General features: G+C 40.7%; 18 protein-coding genes. 9 read left to right on the top strand and 9 right to left on the bottom strand.

What is annotated here, in order from left to right; translation table 11 throughout:
- The first annotated feature begins 355 nt into the window (after window positions 1-355).
- Window positions 356-1,111 (top strand): uridine phosphorylase, encoded by a 756-nt coding sequence (udp, locus tag AC27JR_RS02420; RefSeq protein ID WP_487172673.1) that lies wholly within the window; start codon window positions 356-358, stop codon window positions 1,109-1,111.
- Here udp and cdd read toward each other — a convergent pair.
- The gene (cdd, locus tag AC27JR_RS02415; protein ID WP_487172672.1) at window positions 1,100-2,029 is read right to left on the bottom strand and encodes a cytidine deaminase; all 930 of its coding nucleotides are present in this window, start codon (window positions 2,027-2,029) and stop codon (window positions 1,100-1,102) included. The two genes, udp and cdd, sit on opposite strands and share 12 nt — an antisense overlap.
- 123 nt (window positions 2,030-2,152) lie before the next feature.
- A complete protein-coding gene (gene ppc, locus AC27JR_RS02410; RefSeq protein WP_487172671.1) occupies window positions 2,153-4,798 on the bottom strand; it encodes a phosphoenolpyruvate carboxylase in 2,646 nt (881 codons plus the stop codon).
- A gap of 120 nt (window positions 4,799-4,918) precedes the next feature.
- Here ppc and AC27JR_RS02405 point away from each other — a divergent pair, with 120 nt between their 5' ends.
- The 5 genes from AC27JR_RS02405 to AC27JR_RS02385 all read left to right on the top strand — a co-directional run bounded on the left by AC27JR_RS02405 (window position 4,919) and on the right by AC27JR_RS02385 (window position 8,772).
- On the top strand, window positions 4,919-5,317 hold the full coding sequence (locus tag AC27JR_RS02405) for a thiol-disulfide oxidoreductase DCC family protein (RefSeq protein ID WP_487172670.1): 399 nt from the start codon (window positions 4,919-4,921) through the stop codon (window positions 5,315-5,317).
- A complete protein-coding gene (locus AC27JR_RS02400) occupies window positions 5,314-6,039 on the top strand; it encodes an SDR family NAD(P)-dependent oxidoreductase (protein WP_487172669.1) in 726 nt (241 codons plus the stop codon). The genes AC27JR_RS02405 and AC27JR_RS02400 overlap by 4 nt, the downstream gene beginning before the upstream one ends.
- A gap of 11 nt (window positions 6,040-6,050) precedes the next feature.
- The gene (locus tag AC27JR_RS02395; protein WP_076919669.1) at window positions 6,051-6,659 is read left to right on the top strand and encodes a flavin reductase family protein; all 609 of its coding nucleotides are present in this window, start codon (window positions 6,051-6,053) and stop codon (window positions 6,657-6,659) included.
- Between the two features lie 129 nt (window positions 6,660-6,788).
- Window positions 6,789-8,009 (top strand): M24 family metallopeptidase, encoded by a 1,221-nt coding sequence (locus tag AC27JR_RS02390; RefSeq protein ID WP_487172668.1) that lies wholly within the window; start codon window positions 6,789-6,791, stop codon window positions 8,007-8,009.
- A gap of 109 nt (window positions 8,010-8,118) precedes the next feature.
- Window positions 8,119-8,772: a DsbA family oxidoreductase gene (locus tag AC27JR_RS02385; RefSeq protein ID WP_487172667.1), complete on the top strand. Its 654-nt coding sequence runs from the start codon at window positions 8,119-8,121 to the stop codon at window positions 8,770-8,772.
- 23 nt (window positions 8,773-8,795) lie between these two features.
- On the opposite strand, the gene AC27JR_RS02380 is transcribed toward AC27JR_RS02385, so the two are convergent.
- The 5 genes from AC27JR_RS02380 to AC27JR_RS02360 form a co-directional block, all read right to left on the bottom strand.
- On the bottom strand, window positions 8,796-9,614 hold the full coding sequence (locus AC27JR_RS02380) for a substrate-binding periplasmic protein (RefSeq protein WP_487172666.1): 819 nt from the start codon (window positions 9,612-9,614) through the stop codon (window positions 8,796-8,798).
- Between the two features lie 154 nt (window positions 9,615-9,768).
- A complete protein-coding gene (ppiC, locus tag AC27JR_RS02375) occupies window positions 9,769-10,047 on the bottom strand; it encodes a peptidylprolyl isomerase PpiC (RefSeq protein ID WP_008112303.1) in 279 nt (92 codons plus the stop codon).
- A gap of 87 nt (window positions 10,048-10,134) precedes the next feature.
- Entirely contained in the window at window positions 10,135-10,533 is a 399-nt protein-coding gene (locus tag AC27JR_RS02370; protein ID WP_487172665.1) for a thiol-disulfide oxidoreductase DCC family protein, read from the bottom strand.
- Window positions 10,533-11,060 carry a response regulator transcription factor gene (locus tag AC27JR_RS02365; RefSeq protein ID WP_487172664.1) on the bottom strand — a complete coding sequence of 176 codons (528 nt, stop codon included), beginning with the start codon at window positions 11,058-11,060 and terminating at the stop codon, window positions 10,533-10,535. The genes AC27JR_RS02370 and AC27JR_RS02365 overlap by 1 nt, the downstream gene beginning before the upstream one ends.
- Window positions 11,057-12,295 carry a sensor histidine kinase gene (locus AC27JR_RS02360; protein ID WP_487172663.1) on the bottom strand — a complete coding sequence of 413 codons (1,239 nt, stop codon included), beginning with the start codon at window positions 12,293-12,295 and terminating at the stop codon, window positions 11,057-11,059. The genes AC27JR_RS02365 and AC27JR_RS02360 overlap by 4 nt, the downstream gene beginning before the upstream one ends.
- Window positions 12,296-12,675: 380 nt before the next feature.
- Between AC27JR_RS02360 and AC27JR_RS02355 the strand changes: the two genes are divergently transcribed.
- Together AC27JR_RS02355 and gloA2 are read left to right on the top strand one after the other, a co-directional pair.
- The gene (locus AC27JR_RS02355) at window positions 12,676-13,755 is read left to right on the top strand and encodes a beta-ketoacyl-ACP synthase 3 (protein WP_487172662.1); all 1,080 of its coding nucleotides are present in this window, start codon (window positions 12,676-12,678) and stop codon (window positions 13,753-13,755) included.
- A gap of 83 nt (window positions 13,756-13,838) precedes the next feature.
- Window positions 13,839-14,225, top strand: a complete 387-nt coding sequence (gene gloA2 / locus AC27JR_RS02350) for an SMU1112c/YaeR family gloxylase I-like metalloprotein (protein WP_090493267.1) — start codon at window positions 13,839-13,841, stop codon at window positions 14,223-14,225.
- Window positions 14,226-14,276: 51 nt separating this feature from the next.
- Here gloA2 and AC27JR_RS02345 read toward each other — a convergent pair whose 3' ends face one another.
- Window positions 14,277-15,638: a leucyl aminopeptidase family protein gene (locus AC27JR_RS02345; protein WP_138621874.1), complete on the bottom strand. Its 1,362-nt coding sequence runs from the start codon at window positions 15,636-15,638 to the stop codon at window positions 14,277-14,279.
- Between the two features lie 82 nt (window positions 15,639-15,720).
- Window positions 15,721-16,143: a hypothetical protein gene (locus tag AC27JR_RS02340; RefSeq protein ID WP_076919662.1), complete on the bottom strand. Its 423-nt coding sequence runs from the start codon at window positions 16,141-16,143 to the stop codon at window positions 15,721-15,723.
- 104 nt (window positions 16,144-16,247) lie between these two features.
- Here AC27JR_RS02340 and AC27JR_RS02335 point away from each other — a divergent pair, with 104 nt between their 5' ends.
- Window positions 16,248-16,406, top strand: a complete 159-nt coding sequence (locus tag AC27JR_RS02335; protein ID WP_010389126.1) for an oxidoreductase-like domain-containing protein — start codon at window positions 16,248-16,250, stop codon at window positions 16,404-16,406.
- The last annotated feature ends 238 nt before the right edge of the window (window positions 16,407-16,644 follow it).

Raw genomic sequence — 16,644 nt, 5'->3', positions numbered from 1 at the left:
AATTAATTTTAGATAATTTGCATAGTATGCTTAAAATCACAGGGCGCTTTATTTTGCTCACTTAGGTTGGTGGTAATTAAAAACCAACCCCACCTACTAACCAATTGAATATAAACAATTTAAATTATAGCTAACGGCTGTTTGGCCTAGCTACTGGTTTGCTATGAGGTATGAATATAGTGTCTGAGCAAACAAGTCAACTGGCTCATTTTTCAAGTAATTTTTGCCATTGATTGAATATTCAGAGTTGGTGAATAAATCAAATTAAGTCAATACGGACATCCGTCCTGTACTTCATTTATGTTTCTCGTAATTATGGTAAATTGACAACAATTTTTATTAAAAAGGCTTAGTTATGGAAAAGGTATTTCACTTAGGACTGTGTATTGATGATTTAAAAGGTGCAAAACTGGCCATTGTTCCAGGCGATCCAGATCGTGCAGCACGTATTTCACAGTTCTTAGATAATCCAATCTGCCTTGCTCAAACGCGTGAGTTTCACGTTTATTTAGGCCAATTAAATGGCCACTCTGTGGTGGTATGTTCAACCGGTATTGGCGGCCCTTCTACGTCAATTGCGGTTGAAGAACTGGCGCAACTAGGCGTACGTAGCTTTCTTCGCATTGGCACAACAGGTGCTATTCAGCCACACATTAACGAAGGCGATATTTTAATTAGCCAAGCCTCAGTTCGTTTAGATGGCGCGAGTCAGCACTTTGCACCACTGTGCTACCCTGCCGTATCTGATTTTTTTGCCACGCAAGCCATGGTAAAAGCCTGTGAAAACCTCAATATTGATTTTCATATTGGTATTACCGCTTCAAGCGATACCTTCTACCCAGGTCAAGAGCGTTATGATACGCATTCTGGTTATGTACCTAAGTCATTACAAGGTAGTTGTGAAGAATGGCAAAAATTGGGCGTAATGAACTATGAAATGGAATCGGCCACTTTATTCACTATGTGTGCCGCACTTGGCTTACAAGCCGCTTGTGTTGCAGGTGTATTGGTAAATAGAACACGTCAAGAAATTCCAAACGTAGACCACGGCGAGATTGAGAAAAAATCTGTTGCCGTGGTACTTGAAGCCGCTAAAGTGTTACTTGGCTAATGTTGCGCTAATCACCTCAAGTGTTGGCAAGCCAGTAAAGCTTGCTAACACTGCTTTTGCCACCCCTGATTGGTTTTCATGACCGGCAGTTTCTAATAAAGTAATTGATTTTACTGTTTGCTTATCAAAGCTTAGCCCTGCTAAAAATAGCTGGCTCACTGCGCTTTGCAATGGCGATAAGCTCGGGCTATACGCTGCATTTTCAGCATAACTACCGTAAAAATCACCGTTTTCAAACGTACTTATTTTAACTGCACTGTAATTTTGGCTGTAAGGCACATAAGCCGCTAAAGCATAGCTCATCAACTTCTCATCAAGCTCTGTCTCTTTAAAGCGATTAGTTTGCTCTGCCGGATTAAATAAGCTGTGCTCATTACCTAAATCAGTTGGTCCAAATGAATGCGGTAACAGCTCTGCTAATTTAAAGTTTTGTGCTGGCAATAAAATATCAAGTTCTTTAGCATCAGCCAGTTCATTCATAAACTGACGACAGTACCCACATGGGACATCACTTATCGCTATTTTTAGCACTTTCTTAGCGCCATTTAACCAGGCATTATTAATTGCTGATTGCTCACCATGCACTACTAAACTAAGTGCTTGATGATCAAACTCAGCATTGGCACCAAAGTAAAAAGTGGTATTTTCTTGTGAATCAAGCCCTTTTACAATTGCGCCGACATGAAATTGAGAAATTGGTGCAACTGAAAATTCAGATGCCATAGGCACTAGGCCTTGCAATAAAGTATCTTCGCTGACATTAAGTTCGGTGCAAAGCGCTTTAATATCGCTTGAATGTAAAATACCGCGTTGAGTTTTTAATTGACTACGTAGTGCTTGGGTTTGCGCTACGTTTAATGAGATGTGTGAATTGCTAAGTGCTGTATTATGTTGCACTTTAAAAGTTGCTGAAGCCATAATAGTTTTTATTTGTTCAATGGCCAAGTAGTGTAAAAGGTTGGCAAACGAAATACTAGCCTATTCAGCGTAAAAAAAGGGAGCACATCGCGTGTTCCCTTTTTTGTTTTATTAAAATAGAAATTAACCTGTATTTCGCATACCCGCTGCAATACCCGTCATGGTGATCATTAAGGCATTATCTATATCGCTTTCATTACCTTTATCATCGCCACGAGAGCGACGTAATAACTCAACCTGTAACACGTTAAGTGGATCGGTGTATGGATTTCTAAGCCCAATAGACTCTTTGATCCAAGGCTGATCTGCCAATAGACTTTTTTGTGGGCTTAATGATTGCACTAAGGTTATCGCCTCACCAAGCTCATCACGTAAAGCCACACCTAAAGGCTTGTACATGTCTTCCACCAGCGCATTGTCGTAGTGCTCACTTAGCCAGCTATCCGCTTTACTAAATACCATTTCTAGCATTTCTAAACGGGCTCTAAAGAACGGCCATTGCAAACTCATTTCACTTAAGGTTTCAATGCCATATTTTTCAAGCGCCGCTTTAAGCCCGCTTAGTGCGCCTAACCATGCAGGCAGCATTAAACGGTTTTGACTCCACGCAAATATCCACGGAATAGCACGTAAGCTCTCTACCCCACCATTCGGGTTACGTTTAGCGGGCCTTGAACCTAATGGCAATTTAGATAGCTCCAATTCTGGTGTTGCCATTCTAAAGTAAGGTACAAAGTTTTCATCGTGGCGTACCACATTGCGGTAGTGCTCACACGATACATCACTAATTAATGCCATCACTTCGCGCCATTCATCTTTGGGCTCTGGCGGTGGTAATAAGTTACTTTGCAGCACCGCCCCCGCGTATATGTTTAAGCTTTGCAATGCCACATTGGGTAAGCCAAATTTAAAGCGGATCATTTCGCCTTGCTCTGTCACCCTGAGGCCCCCTTTGAGTGAACCCGGTGGCTGCGAATGCAAGGCTTGCGCTGCAGGTGCACCGCCTCGACCAACCGTGCCTCCACGACCATGAAATAAAACCAGCTCAATACCGCGTTCATCCGCCAGTTGCACTAACTTGTCCATTGCCTCATATTGTGCCCAGCCAGCAGCCATCATACCGGCGTCTTTGGCTGAGTCTGAATAACCAATCATCACATTTTGAGTATTTTTAATATGACCTCGGTACCACTCATTATTAAGCAATGTAGTAATAACATTATGACCATCATTTAAATCATCTAAGGTCTCAAATAATGGCGCCACAGGGAGCTCAAAACCGCAGCCTGACTCTTTAAGTAATAGCTGCACCGCTAAAATATCAGAAGCGGTTCGGGCCATAGAAATAATATATAAACCAAAGGTTTTTGCATCTTGCTGTGCAATAACATCAAAGGTGTCGAGCACCTCTTGTACATCAGGACTAGGTTGCCAATGCTTAGGAATAAGCGGGCGACGAGAGTTAAGCTCAGCGAGCAAAAAGGCCTGTTTATCTTGCTCTTGCCATTGATTATAGTCACCAATACCTAAGTAACGAGTTAGTTCAGAAAATACATCACTGTGTCTTGACGAATCTTGGCGCACATCCAGTTTTGCCAAACGCAGTCCAAAGCTATTTACTCGGTGGATCATATCAAGTAATAAACCATCGGCCACCACTTGCATGTTGCACTTTAATAAAGAGCGATAACATGCCTCAATAGGGTGCTTAATTTGATTAATATCGGTGATTAAATCTTGAGATTCAGTGCGCTTATTTTTAATTTTAGCGCTTAAATGCATCACCGTTTCTGCAACTTGATTTTTAACTTCTTTCAAAACAGCCCGGTACGGTTCAAACTCTTGCCCTGCCAGCTTAATAAGCTCATCGCTGGCATCCGACATTGAAAGTTCAGCACAGAGTGTTTCTAAATCACGCTGGTATAAATCCAATGCCATCCAACGGCCATGATCGAGCACTTGCTTGGTTACTTCGGCGGTTACAAACGGATTACCATCACGGTCTCCGCCCATCCATGAAGTAAATTCAATCGGGCTGTAATCTGCAGGCAATTCTAAGCTTAAATGCTGTTTTACATGCTGGCTAAACTCACGTAAAAAACGAGGCACCGCTTCCCACAAACTGTTTTCAATGACTGCATAGCCCCATTTAGCTTCATCGACAGGGCTTGGGCGTGAACGACGAATATCGTCAGTATGCCATGCTTGGCTAATTAACTGCGCAATACGGTTTAATATTGCCTCGCGTTCTTGCGCAAGATTGTCGGTACGCTCAAGCGACGCTAAACAATCGCTAAGTTCAACGTGTTTATTAATAATGGTACGGCGAGTCACCTCGGTTGGGTGTGCTGTTAGTACTAAGTTTATGTGGAGTTTTGAGAGGGTATCGGCTAAATGGTTATGATTAAGCTGACCTTGTTCGGCTTTTGCTGCTAACGTTTTTAATGTTTGAGTGAGAGGATTTAGTTGGCAAAAACCAACATCATTAAAACGTGATACGGTATGAAACTGCTCTGCAACATTCGCTAAGTTTAAAAAATGATTAAATGAACGGGCAACCGGTAAAAGCTCTTCATCACTAAGCGCATGCAGTACGTCTATTAGCGCTTTACGATCAGCTTCATTGCCACTGCGAGATGATTTTGATAAAGCCCGAATTTCTTCTACTTTATCTAAAATATCTTGTCCCTGAGCATCTTTAATAGTTTGTCCTAATAATTGCCCAAGTAAATTTACATTACCTCGCAAGGCGGCATATTGTTCACTCATTTTTAGCTCTCCTTTGTTTCTTTGAGACCTATTAATATCATTATGTTTACTTATTTAATAGATCCATTTACAACAGCATGTCGTAAAAAAGCATATGTAAAATAAACACAAAGCGATGACATGATCATTTTTTACGATGGTAATTGCCCCCTTTGCAATGCAGAGATGCAGCATTTAAAACGTGCTGATGTTGATCATAAAGTTACACTCGAAGATTTAAATGCTGATGACTTTAGTGAGCGTTTTCCCGCAATCGATAAGCAACACGCCATGAATATACTGCATGCCCAAATTGATAATGGGCAGATGATTTATGGCTTAGACGTGACTTATCAAGCTTGGCGTACTGTTGGCAAATACCCTTGGCTTAAAATTATTCGTTTGCCCGTCATTCGTTTTTTTGCCGATCATGCTTATACTTTCTTTGCTAAGTACCGTCATCACATTAGCCGTTTTTTAATGCCTAATGCTCAGTGCAATTCAGGTCAATGCAATATCAAAACCAAAGGTGGAAAATGAAAACAGTGATTTTATTTGGCGCCAGTAGCGCCATTGCTCAATCTTACGTTAATCACTTAAGCCAACAAGCAACACAATTTAATATCATTTGTGTTAGCTCATCGAATATTAATCACAGTGATAAAAGTGTAACCTATTTTCATAGCGACTATTCAGCGCAAAGCTTGAGTGAGCTTACAGACTCGCTAAAGTCTCAGCAGGTTGAGCTTGCTCAGGTGATTATATTTAATGGTCAATTACACAACAACCAGCACATGCCTGAAAAAAAACTCGAGGACATCAATAGTGATTATTTTATGCAGCTTATGCACTCTAATACGCTTGTCCCCCTGCTATGCATGCAAAGCATAATGCCATTACTTAACCACAAAGTTCATTGCACAATTACCGCTTTAAGTGCTCGTGTAGGTAGTATTAACGACAATAAATTGGGTGGCTGGTACACCTATCGCGCATCAAAATCAGCACTTAATATGCTATTTAAAACAGCCGCTATTGAGCTTGCTCGTCGTGCTAAAAACACTAAACTAGTCTTATTTCACCCAGGTACCACAGATACTGAGCTATCTAAGCCATTTCAAAAAAATGTACCTGCCGATAAACTATTTACCCCTGAGTTTGTTGCCCAACAATTATTCAAATTTACTTACGATAATCCCCAATTAGAACTTAACGGCGAACCTGCCTACCTAGATTGGCAAGGAAACACCATAAAATGGTAAGGAATCAACACATGCATTTTTCCAAAGACCGCATAGCCGCACTTGAAAAACACACACGCACACACTTTATAAATTCGCTGTCAGGATTTAAAAGTGCCAACCTAATTGGCACGCAAGATGAACAAGGCAATACCAATTTAGCCATTGTTAGTTCGGTTATTCATTTGGGCGCACACCCGCCGCTAGTAGGCATGATAATGCGCCCGCACAGTGTACCAAGGCATACATTCGAAAATATTATAGAAACGGGCGTTTATACTATAAACCAAGTAAATAGTGATATTTACCAGCAGGCACACCAAACCTCTGCCCGCTATAGCAAAGACGAGTGCGAGTTTGATGCAACCAACTTGACTAAAGAATACTTAAACGAGTTTAACGCCCCCTTTGTTGCGCAAAGTCGACTCAAATACGCGGTAAAATTTGTTGAGAACCAACATTTAGCGGTCAATGGTACCGAATTGGTTATTGGTGAAATAATGGATGTATATGTGGATGAATCAGCACTCCAAAGTGATGGTTTTTTAGATTTACAAGCCATTGATACGGTTGCAGTAACCGGATTAGATAGCTACCACACGGCAAACAAGCTTAATCGCTTACCCTATGCAAAAAAATAACCTCAAGCCTACCAAATTGGTAGGCTAATTTCTTTATTTATTCACACACTGCGCTACTTACCTATCGCAATTAATTTGAAATTAAACTGTTAAACCTACACACTATGCAAAATTTTGTAGGAGAAATGTATGACCACAGTTGGTATTGGTACTCACACACCCGAGCAAGCACTTGCTAGTTTAAGTAATATGACCCACTCAGTAACGCCAATTCAGGCCGATGAGTATTTAGCGCGTATGGCCAAAGCGCAAGCTTATATGCAAGCGAACAACATTGATGCCATTTATTTAAACGCAGGTACCAACCTAACCTATTTTACCGGAATGAAATGGTATGCCAGTGAACGACTTGTTGGCGCTATTTTACCTGCCGTAGGTGATGTGCAATACATTGCTCCACATTTTGAAATTGGTTCTTTAAATGGCTTTAAGGTTATTGATGGCCCAATACACGGCTGGCAAGAGCATGAAAGCCCGTTTGAGCTATTCGTTAAAGTGCTTAAGCAGCTTAATATTAGCGACACTGCTACCGTTGGTATTGATGAAAGCGCCCAGTTTTTTATTTTTGATGGTATCAATAAAGCCAGTTCAGGGTTAAAACTAGTTAACGCACAACCTGTCACTGCGCATTGTCGAATGCAAAAATCAGCCAATGAATTAGCATTAATGCAATGTGCCATGGATATGACTTTAGCGGTTCATCAGGCTACAGCGAGCATGCTTTATGAAGGCATTAGCACCGTAGAAGTCGAAGAATTTATAAAAAAAGCCCATCAAAAAGTAGGTGCACCGGGCAATTACTTCTGTATTGTATTATTTGGCCTTGCTACCTCATTCCCACATGGCGTAAAAGACCCACAAATTTTGAAAAAAGGCGACATGGTGCTCATCGATACTGGATGTAAAGTGCACGATTACCTTTCTGATATTACGCGTACTTATGTATTTGGTGAAGCCACCAGCCGCCAACGCCTGTTTTGGGATTTTGAAAAAGCGGCACAATTAGCAGCTTTCAATCAAGCAGCCCTTGGCAAAACCTGTGAATCGGTTGATCAAGCCGCTCGCAGCTACTTAGCAGCACAAGATTTAGGGCCTGAGTATCAAACACCAGGTTGCCCACATCGTACAGGCCATGGTATTGGCTTAGACATTCACGAATGGCCATACCTAGTGGGCGGTGATAAAACCCCGCTTGCCACAGGCATGTGTTTTAGTAACGAACCTATGCTGGTTATTCCAGATGAATTTGGGGTGAGATTAGAAGATCACTTTTACATGACAGATGACGGCCCGCGCTGGTTTACCCAGCCAAGCTACAGCATTGACGACCCGTTTGGCTTAAACAGCTAATATGTAAAAAGAGCAGCACCTTCGCTGCTCTTTTTGTGTTCAATGATTGATAATGTAGACTTAATCCCAATATCCATTGTTATTACTAAGCAATCCTTCAAGGATCCCTATGAAAAACTTAAAAATTGATATCGTCTCAGACGTAATGTGCCCATGGTGTATTATCGGTTACAAGAACCTAGAAACCGCATTGACCGAGCTAAAAGAAGAAATGAGTGCGGATATTACATGGCACCCTTTTGAGCTTAATCCAGATATGCCACTTGAAGGACAAGATTTAAACGAGCATTTACAGCAAAAATACAGCTTAACCGAAGAAGAAAGCGCGCGAAATCGTCAAAACATGGCAGATGCGGGTGAACGAGCTGGCTTTACCTTTAATTTTGACGGTAAACGCATCATGATCAACAGCTTTGATCTACACCGGTTACTAATGTGGGCTCGTGAAGAAGGCAAGCAAACTGAGTTAAAATTGGCGTTTTTTGAAGCACACTTCACCGATTTAGAATATTTAAATCAAGAAGATGCATTACTCGATGTGGTAGATAAAGTCGGCCTTAACAAAAACACAGCCCGCGATATTTTACACTCAGATAAATACGTACAAGCGGTTCGCGAAGAGCAAAATAACTTTAAGCAAATGGGTATTACTTCAGTGCCTACTTTCATTATAAATGATAAGTATGCTCTTACTGGTGGGCAGCCGAGTGAGTCATTTGTTCAAGCACTTAAGCAAATAAGTGAAGAAGAGGCTCAGCAATAAAAACCCTACTTCAAAAGTAGTAATTAGTTATTCAATTTGAATACAAGCCGTTTTTTAAGGTGGTTATCTTTCTCAATATACCCATAAAATTGCTCATATAGCGCATTAAGCTCGCCTTTTTGCGCTAATTTATCAAGGCCTTTTTGTAATAACTCAATAATGTGTTTATTTTCTTTGTTAGAATAAAAATAATACTGACTAGTGTATTGCAGCATTATGTTTGGTTCGATCACAAAGTCGTATTGTGAATATTTGCTTATTTCGGCTTGAATTGCCGTAACTGAGCGAGGGAAGTAATCTCCTAAGCCTTCATCTAACGCTTTGAGCATTCCAAAGTAATCAAGCTCTCCGTTAACAGTTAATCCATTTTTCTTTAACACATAATAATCAGACCAACTTTGCTGCTGAAGCGCGATCAGCGGTTTAAGTTGTTCTAAGCTATTTATTTTTGCAAAGTCGGCTAAGCGGTCTTTTTTAATCATCAGGAGACGCTTCGCATGAAGGCCTCGGTAAATTGGATAACTTGTATGTAAAAGGTTATTTGTTTGAGATTCTGCCAAGCTTAACCAAGCTAGAGTTATCTCTGAATTCTTGTTCAAACTTTCTAAAATACGTTTGTTATTCATTGGCTTATCTGTATAAGAAAAGCTTAACGTAGTCCCCACTTCTGCAAAAGCTTTTTTTAATAAGGTTGTGATATAGCTATTTTTTTGGGTAAATGGTGCATTTGGCTTTGCCAATACAAGCACTATATCTTCTTGTGCACTATAAGCATTATTAATTGAACTAAAAAGCAATCCCAATAAAATTAAAATACGACTGAAAAATAAACATAGCTTCATTCTTAGCTCCTACTATCGAATGGACTAACAACGCCGTTTTTAAATAAATCCCATATAAAAATGAGCGGTTCAATGACAAACATTGTAGCAGACAAATTATATTGCAGTATAACTACTAATAAAGGGGCTGTATTTTAAGGCTAAATGAGGTTATTTATGTACGATAAAGCACCTTAATAACATGCCAGCCAAATTTTGTTTTTACTAAATGCGGTTCTAAAATTGCGCCGCTAAAAGCGATTTTATCAAACTGCGGTACCATTTGGCCGCGTCTAAACTCACCTAAATCTCCGCCCTTTTTGCCCGACGGGCATGACGAATACTTTTTAGCTAAGGTTTGAAACTTTGCGCCTTTGCCTAATTGCTTAATGATATCTTCTGCAATTTCTTTATGTTTTACTAAAATATGCAGTGCGTGCGCTGTATTTGCCATTAAAAAGCCCTTAAAACCTATTTACTAGTAATTAAACGCCGCGATTTTAGCACAGCCTTAGTGATCGAGCACTTGCTAAAAATGTGGCTATAAGTAGTGATCTTCATCTTTTTGTTGAGGAATTCGACAGTATTGGTATTTGCCAAATAATGTATAACGGTTTTTAGCCACTTTGTTATAAAACCAATCTGTCAGTTTTCGCGGTAATAACTTAAATACGCTAAGCAACTTCCACGGATACCCTAATTGGCTGAATATACGAAAAACGGCTTGGCTTCGGGTATAGGGTTTTTGTGCTTCTATATATACCATAGAAGTAAAATCGGTGGTCGAAAAACCAAATTGAGCAAGTAATGCTTGCCCTGCTGGCGATTGCACGCTGCACAACTTAAATTTTATGCTCGGATCGTGAGCTATAACAAAATTGCACCATGCACTACACAGCTTACATTGCGCATCGAATAAAATAATTTTTTGGTTTTGCATTATTGCTGCACTGGTTTTTTTTGTAATTTACGCTGCAGTGTCCGCCTATGCATATTTAGCTGCCTTGCAGTCATTGATACATTACCGTTATTACTGTGTAAAACATGCTGAATATGCTCCCACTCTAGGCGCTCTGGCGACATAACCCCTTCAGAAATTTCGGTTACTGTCGTACTTGCCAGCTCTACTTTAAGTGCTTTTAATAAACTTGCCATATCAACTGGTTTGGTCAAATAGTCATTAGCGCCTAAGCGCATCGCCTCTACCGCCGTTGCTATACTTGCAAAGCCAGTCAGCAATACAATATGAGCATGTGTGAGTAAATGGCGCAGCGGTGCAATCAGCGACAGTCCATTCTCATCAGCCAGCTTCATATCTAATAAAATACAGTCAGGCTGTTGCTGGCGAGCCTTTAGGAGTGCATCAGTGTGATTATGTGCGATCTCGCAATTAAACCCGTATTTAGCTAACCGCCGCGCCAACGTCGCAGCTAAATTGATATCATCCTCAATAATAAGTAGCTTCATGCTTTTGTCTCTGCTGTTAATAGTGGCAAAGTTACCTTTGCAACCGCCCCGCCTTCGGGGTGGTTATATACTGTTAACGAGCCGTTTAACCGCTCAAAGGTGGCGTTTGACAACATAACCGCTATTCCCATGCCTTGCTCGCTCGGCATGAGCTGCCCACCTAATTCAGCTAATTGCGAGGGTGAAAAACCAGCGCCAAAGTCCCGAACAACGAAAGCAATACTTTGTGCATCCGGCTGTTGCCAACTCAATTCTAATTGCATTTGAGCGTGTTTTTGATTAGCAAGAACCGCATTTTGTAATAAATTTAAAATTGCAGGAAACAGCATAGCATCACTTTGTAAAGTGGCTTCAGGTGCTTCATTAAGCCAAATTATTTGCTGATCAGGGTAGTGTAATAATAGGGTATCATTCAACTTTGCTTGCAGCTGCTTAGCCTCAATCGGTACTTGAGTTTGTTTATTACGAAGCTGCACTGAGAGCATTCTAAAATCATCCAGCTGATTGCGACACTGCGACAGCGGTATTCGCATTTGCTGAATAACGTCATTATTGGGATGCTCTTCTAAAAGCTCTTCAAACAATAATTGTAAATTAGCAATCGGTGTTGCTAATTGATGAGTAATTTGCGCCGCTGCGCCATCGAGGGTAACCAGTTGTTCACTGCGCAGCTGTTTTTCTCTAACCTTCGAAATAGTTCGCTCACGCTGCTGTAAAGCACGGTTCATAGCCCCTATCACTAGCGCTATTACGCAAGCACTTAGAACAAAATTAACCCACATACTAATAAAATGACCGCTCATATTAATTTGGTGCATACTGTGTTCGGGCATTTTAATTAATAATAAACTGTAGGCGGCAATGGCCAACACTGCAATATAGGCAAGCCCTCGAGCACCCAATGTTATTGCGGCTATCATAATAGGTAGTAATAGTAACGACACAAATGCGTTAGTTGCGCCACCGCTTAAAGACAACAAAATAGTTAAAAAAAGCACGTCTGCGGTCAGTTGCATCAACATACCAGCGGGCTTTGCTTGGCTTACCTGTCGGTAGGCAAAGACACTGGCTAACTGAAAAACCGCCTCAACAGCAATAACCCCTAACAGCGGCATAAGTGCAATTTGGTGATCTAGTAAAAAATAAACACTGAGTACCGCAATAAGCTGGACAACAATGGCACCACTGCGCAGCATTAATAATCGGCTAATAGCCGGGTCGGTTTTTATTAACACAATAAGGTTCACCTGTTTGAAAATACACTGCTTTGTTATCCATTATAAATAATGCTTTTTACAGTAATGATTCCATAATATGCGCCTCATATTAGCTGCTCACTCAGCCGCACTCAAGCATATATAGTCAACAAAGCGTTCGTATTCTAATATGTGTATAAGGCCTATGAGCTATCGTGTAAAACACACACAATCATTAAAATCATTTGATTAACACAATAAAAACAAGCCACTTACCTTTAAACAAAAATGCAGCAAATAGTCCGTAAAATAGCAGTAATTACTATGCAAACCATGCTATAAACTAGTGTTAACAGCTAATTTTTGTTATAACGTATTCATTAGACGAACACGTCATACCACTTTTAAGAGAACACACTATGCCTTACGCACATATCACTGGTTGGGGTAAATGCATTCCACCAGCCAGCATCAGCAACGACGAAATAAGTGAAATTGTAGATACCACCGATGAGTGGATCACCACGCGTACCGGTATTAAGTCGCGTAGAGTAAGCCATGTAAGTACTGCTGAGCTTGCTAGTGTGGCTGCAAAACATGCCATTGCTTGTGCCGGTATAGATGCAAAAGATATCGATTTAGTTATTTTAGCAACATGCACACCGTCAACTGTAGTGGCAAACACCGCCTCATTAGTACAAAAAAATATTGGTGCCACAGGCGCTGCAGCCATGGACACTAACGCGGCATGTTCTGGTTTTTTATATGCTTTACAAGCTGCGACAGCACAAATTCAGGCCGGTATGATCAAAAAAGCAGTAGTTATCGCGGCTGAGCGCATGACGTGGTATGTAAACTGGGCACGACGCGACAGTGCCGTTTTATTTGGTGATGGTGCCGGTGCCGTTGTGCTTGAAGCAGCAGAAACACCTGCAGGCTTATTAGGAACTAAAACCGGCTGTGACAGCGAAGATCGTGATATTTTACACATTACTAATTTCGGCAGTGACCTAAATAAGTATGAGCCAATTGGTCCATCGGATCTTTTATTTGAAGGCCGTGAAATATTTAAACGTGCCGTTAAAGGTATGAGTGAAGCCTGTGACGACGTGCTTGAACAAGCTAATCTTAAGCTCGATGATATTGATGTGCTAGTTCCTCATCAAGCTAATTTACGCATTATTCAAGCAATTCAAAACCGTTTAAAGGTTGAAGACAGCAAAGTAATGGTGAACATTGGCGAATACGGTAATACCTCTGCTGCGACAATTGCTATTGCGCTGTGTGAAGCCGTTGAACAAGGCTTAATTAAGCCGCATGCCAATATTATGTCAGCTGCATTTGGAGCAGGCCTAACGTGGGCGGCAAGCTATATCAAATGGGGCGAGCGAGTAACACCCATTGCTGTTAGCGATGCTAAACTTCCACCGTGTGATAAAACAGGTTTAGAGCTTGTTGCACCAGCTGTAAAAGCGTGTAAAGACGCAGAGCCTAGCTAAAAGCTAATATTACACCAAGCAAATATGTATTGATAAACAGCGCACTGCTTTCAGTGCGCTTTTTTGTTTTTTAAGGAAAATATATGCAACTACTAGGCATTCATCATGTAGCCATCATTTGCAGTAACTACCCTCGCTCTAAACATTTTTATAGTGAAATATTAAAGCTCACGATTATTAATGAGCATTATCGAGCACAGCGTCAGTCTTACAAACTCGATTTAGCTTTACCTGATGGCAGTCAGTTAGAATTATTTTCGTTTAACGATGCGCCGAGTAGACCAAGCTACCCCGAAGCACAAGGACTTAGACATTTAGCATTTAAGGTTAGTAGTGTAGAAAACAGTAAAACGTATTTAGAGTCGCATGGAATCGACGTCGAAGAAATAAGAGTGGATGAAACTACCGGCAAAAAATTCACCTTTTTTGCCGATCCAGATGGTTTGCCCCTTGAGTTATATGCGCTTTAACATCAAATAACTCAAGGCAAGGTATGTTTGATTTAGTTAACCCTAGTTAGGTTAGTTAAATCGATTTTGTAGGTAAGTAAATACTGCACGAATACCCAGAGCTTCACCACCTGCAGGGCGCCCTGGTAATGCTCGTAAGTTCCATGCCATTACATCAAAATGAACCCATGGTGTGTTTGGCTCTACAAATTCTTTCAAATAAAGCGCAGCGGTTATTGCGCCACCAAATGGCGTACTTGAACAGTTAGTCATATCAGCCACATCGCTTTTCAAAAATGGGGTGTATTGCTCGAATAACGGTAATTGCCAAACAGGGTCGTTAACTTGCATCCCCGAATCCATAATCGCATTAGCGACATCACGTTCCGTTGAGAAGAAGCCTGGCAGCTCTGTCCCTAAAGCAACACGGCACGCACCAGTTAAGGTAGCAAAATCAATAATTAATTCAGGCTCATCGTTTTGTGCTTCGCTCAAAGCATCACACAGAACTAGTCGTCCTTCTGCATCAGTATTATCTATTTCGACCATAATACCTTTACGGGTTTTTATTACATCGCCAGGGCGAAATGCATTACGCGAAACAGCATTTTCAACCGCAGGTACTAAAACACGAAGACGTATTGGTAAGTTAGCAGCCATAATTAATTGAGCCAAGGCAATAACATGCGCAGCCCCACCCATGTCTTTTTTCATGTTACGCATGCCTGAACTTGGTTTTAAATCTAGCCCACCTGAGTCAAAACATACACCTTTACCGACTAATGTAATTTGTGGCGCATCAACCGCCCCCCACTTCAAATCGAGTAAACGCGGTTTGTTTTCACTTGCACGTCCTACCATATGAATAGTTGGATAATTTTGTTCTAATAGCTCATCGCCTACCCATTGGGTAAACTCGCCGTCGAATGTATCAGCTAAATCGCTCATTACCTGTGATAAGTGCTGCGGCATCATATCGGCAGCTGGGGTATTAACTAAGTCGCGAGCTAGATTAATTGCATCTGCTTGTTGTTTTACTTGCTCATATAATGTTTTATCGGCAATGCCAAGCTGAGCTTTTGCTGTGGCTTTTTGTTTATACTCACTGAACTCATAACCACCTAACACAAAGCCTAAAGCAAGTTGAGAAACTAAAGACTCATCACCCTGAATTTGATAGCAGCCTTTAGGTAATTTATTCGCAAGCTCGCCAGCAGCCCAAAAATCATCGACTCGTTGCATAATACAAAATACTTGGCTTAATTCACCGGTTTCTGCGTTTGGTATTAACGCAAGTCCTGACTTTTCAAAATCGGTATTTGCAAGCCACTGCTGCACAAAGCTTGGTTGCTGAGTAAGCCAGTCTGTTAATTCATTTTTAACAATAAAAGATAGAGGAATTCCTGAAGAGGTATGACGAAGTAAAGCGCTCATTAATGACTCACATAATAGAAAATGATGTCCTAGCATAACAATAAGCACTGTTAAAAGGTATAGCTAATTATGTTCTACTAGCTCACTTCTTTTCGGGGGGAGTTGAGTCTTGCTGTTGGTTTTGTTGAGCAATTTGTTGATCAATTTCTTTAATAGGCTTATTCATACTAAAAGAACTCGGCAATACATCAACGCCCACTAACTGCCCTAGTTTAACAACCAATGGAATAGTTAATGGTGCAAATGGTAATAATGCAAAAACTCCTAGCCCCAATCCTTTTAATATATCAACAAACTGCTCGTTGGCGCGTTTTAGTTCTGCTTTGTTTGTTTGCCCTTGGGTATAACGCCTATAAGTTATTAGCATTTCTTTGGTTTCTTGCTTTTCCTGAGCAAGGGCTATTTTAAGCGCGACCATAGCACGACGAAAGCGTAGTTGTTGTCGCTTTTTACTTATTTTAGCAACCCGCCAGGGTGCACGATGAATGACTTTATATAATCGCATAGCCTGTATTCTCACACAGCGTTCTAAGTTCACAAAGAATAATTTACACGCTTTATTCAATCATTTATTCTAAGCGTCCTTTTTTCCACTTTTGTAATAAAAAAATGCAAAAAAACATCCCGAGTACTAAACCCGAAAGACCAAAGTCTGATGAATGCTGTGGCGGCGGAAGCTGCTGCCCTTGCGTGTGGGATGAATATAAAGAAAAGCTGGCTGCATGGAAAAAGCACCATGGTGAAAATATCAACAGTAAATCAATTTAATTCAATAATAGAAAATAACTAAAATAGCTTATTTAAGTAGTTATTATGTATCAATGCCTGCTTTTACCGCCTTTTCTCGCTCTAGTTATGATTAACCCCGCGTTGTTTTTAGATAAACCATTTGTTTCAACTTGTTAAATAGTAGTTAATTAGCCATTGCCCTCTTTAGTTTTTTTATCTATAGTCTATTTCGAGGACTCACAGGAGGTGCGCTTAATTAATTAAGCTTTTAGGAGTG

This window comes from Pseudoalteromonas sp. NH0006-26 (assembly GCF_057552415.1).
Note: the sequence above shows the minus strand (reverse complement) of the source record. Positions and strands in the feature narration are given on the sequence as shown.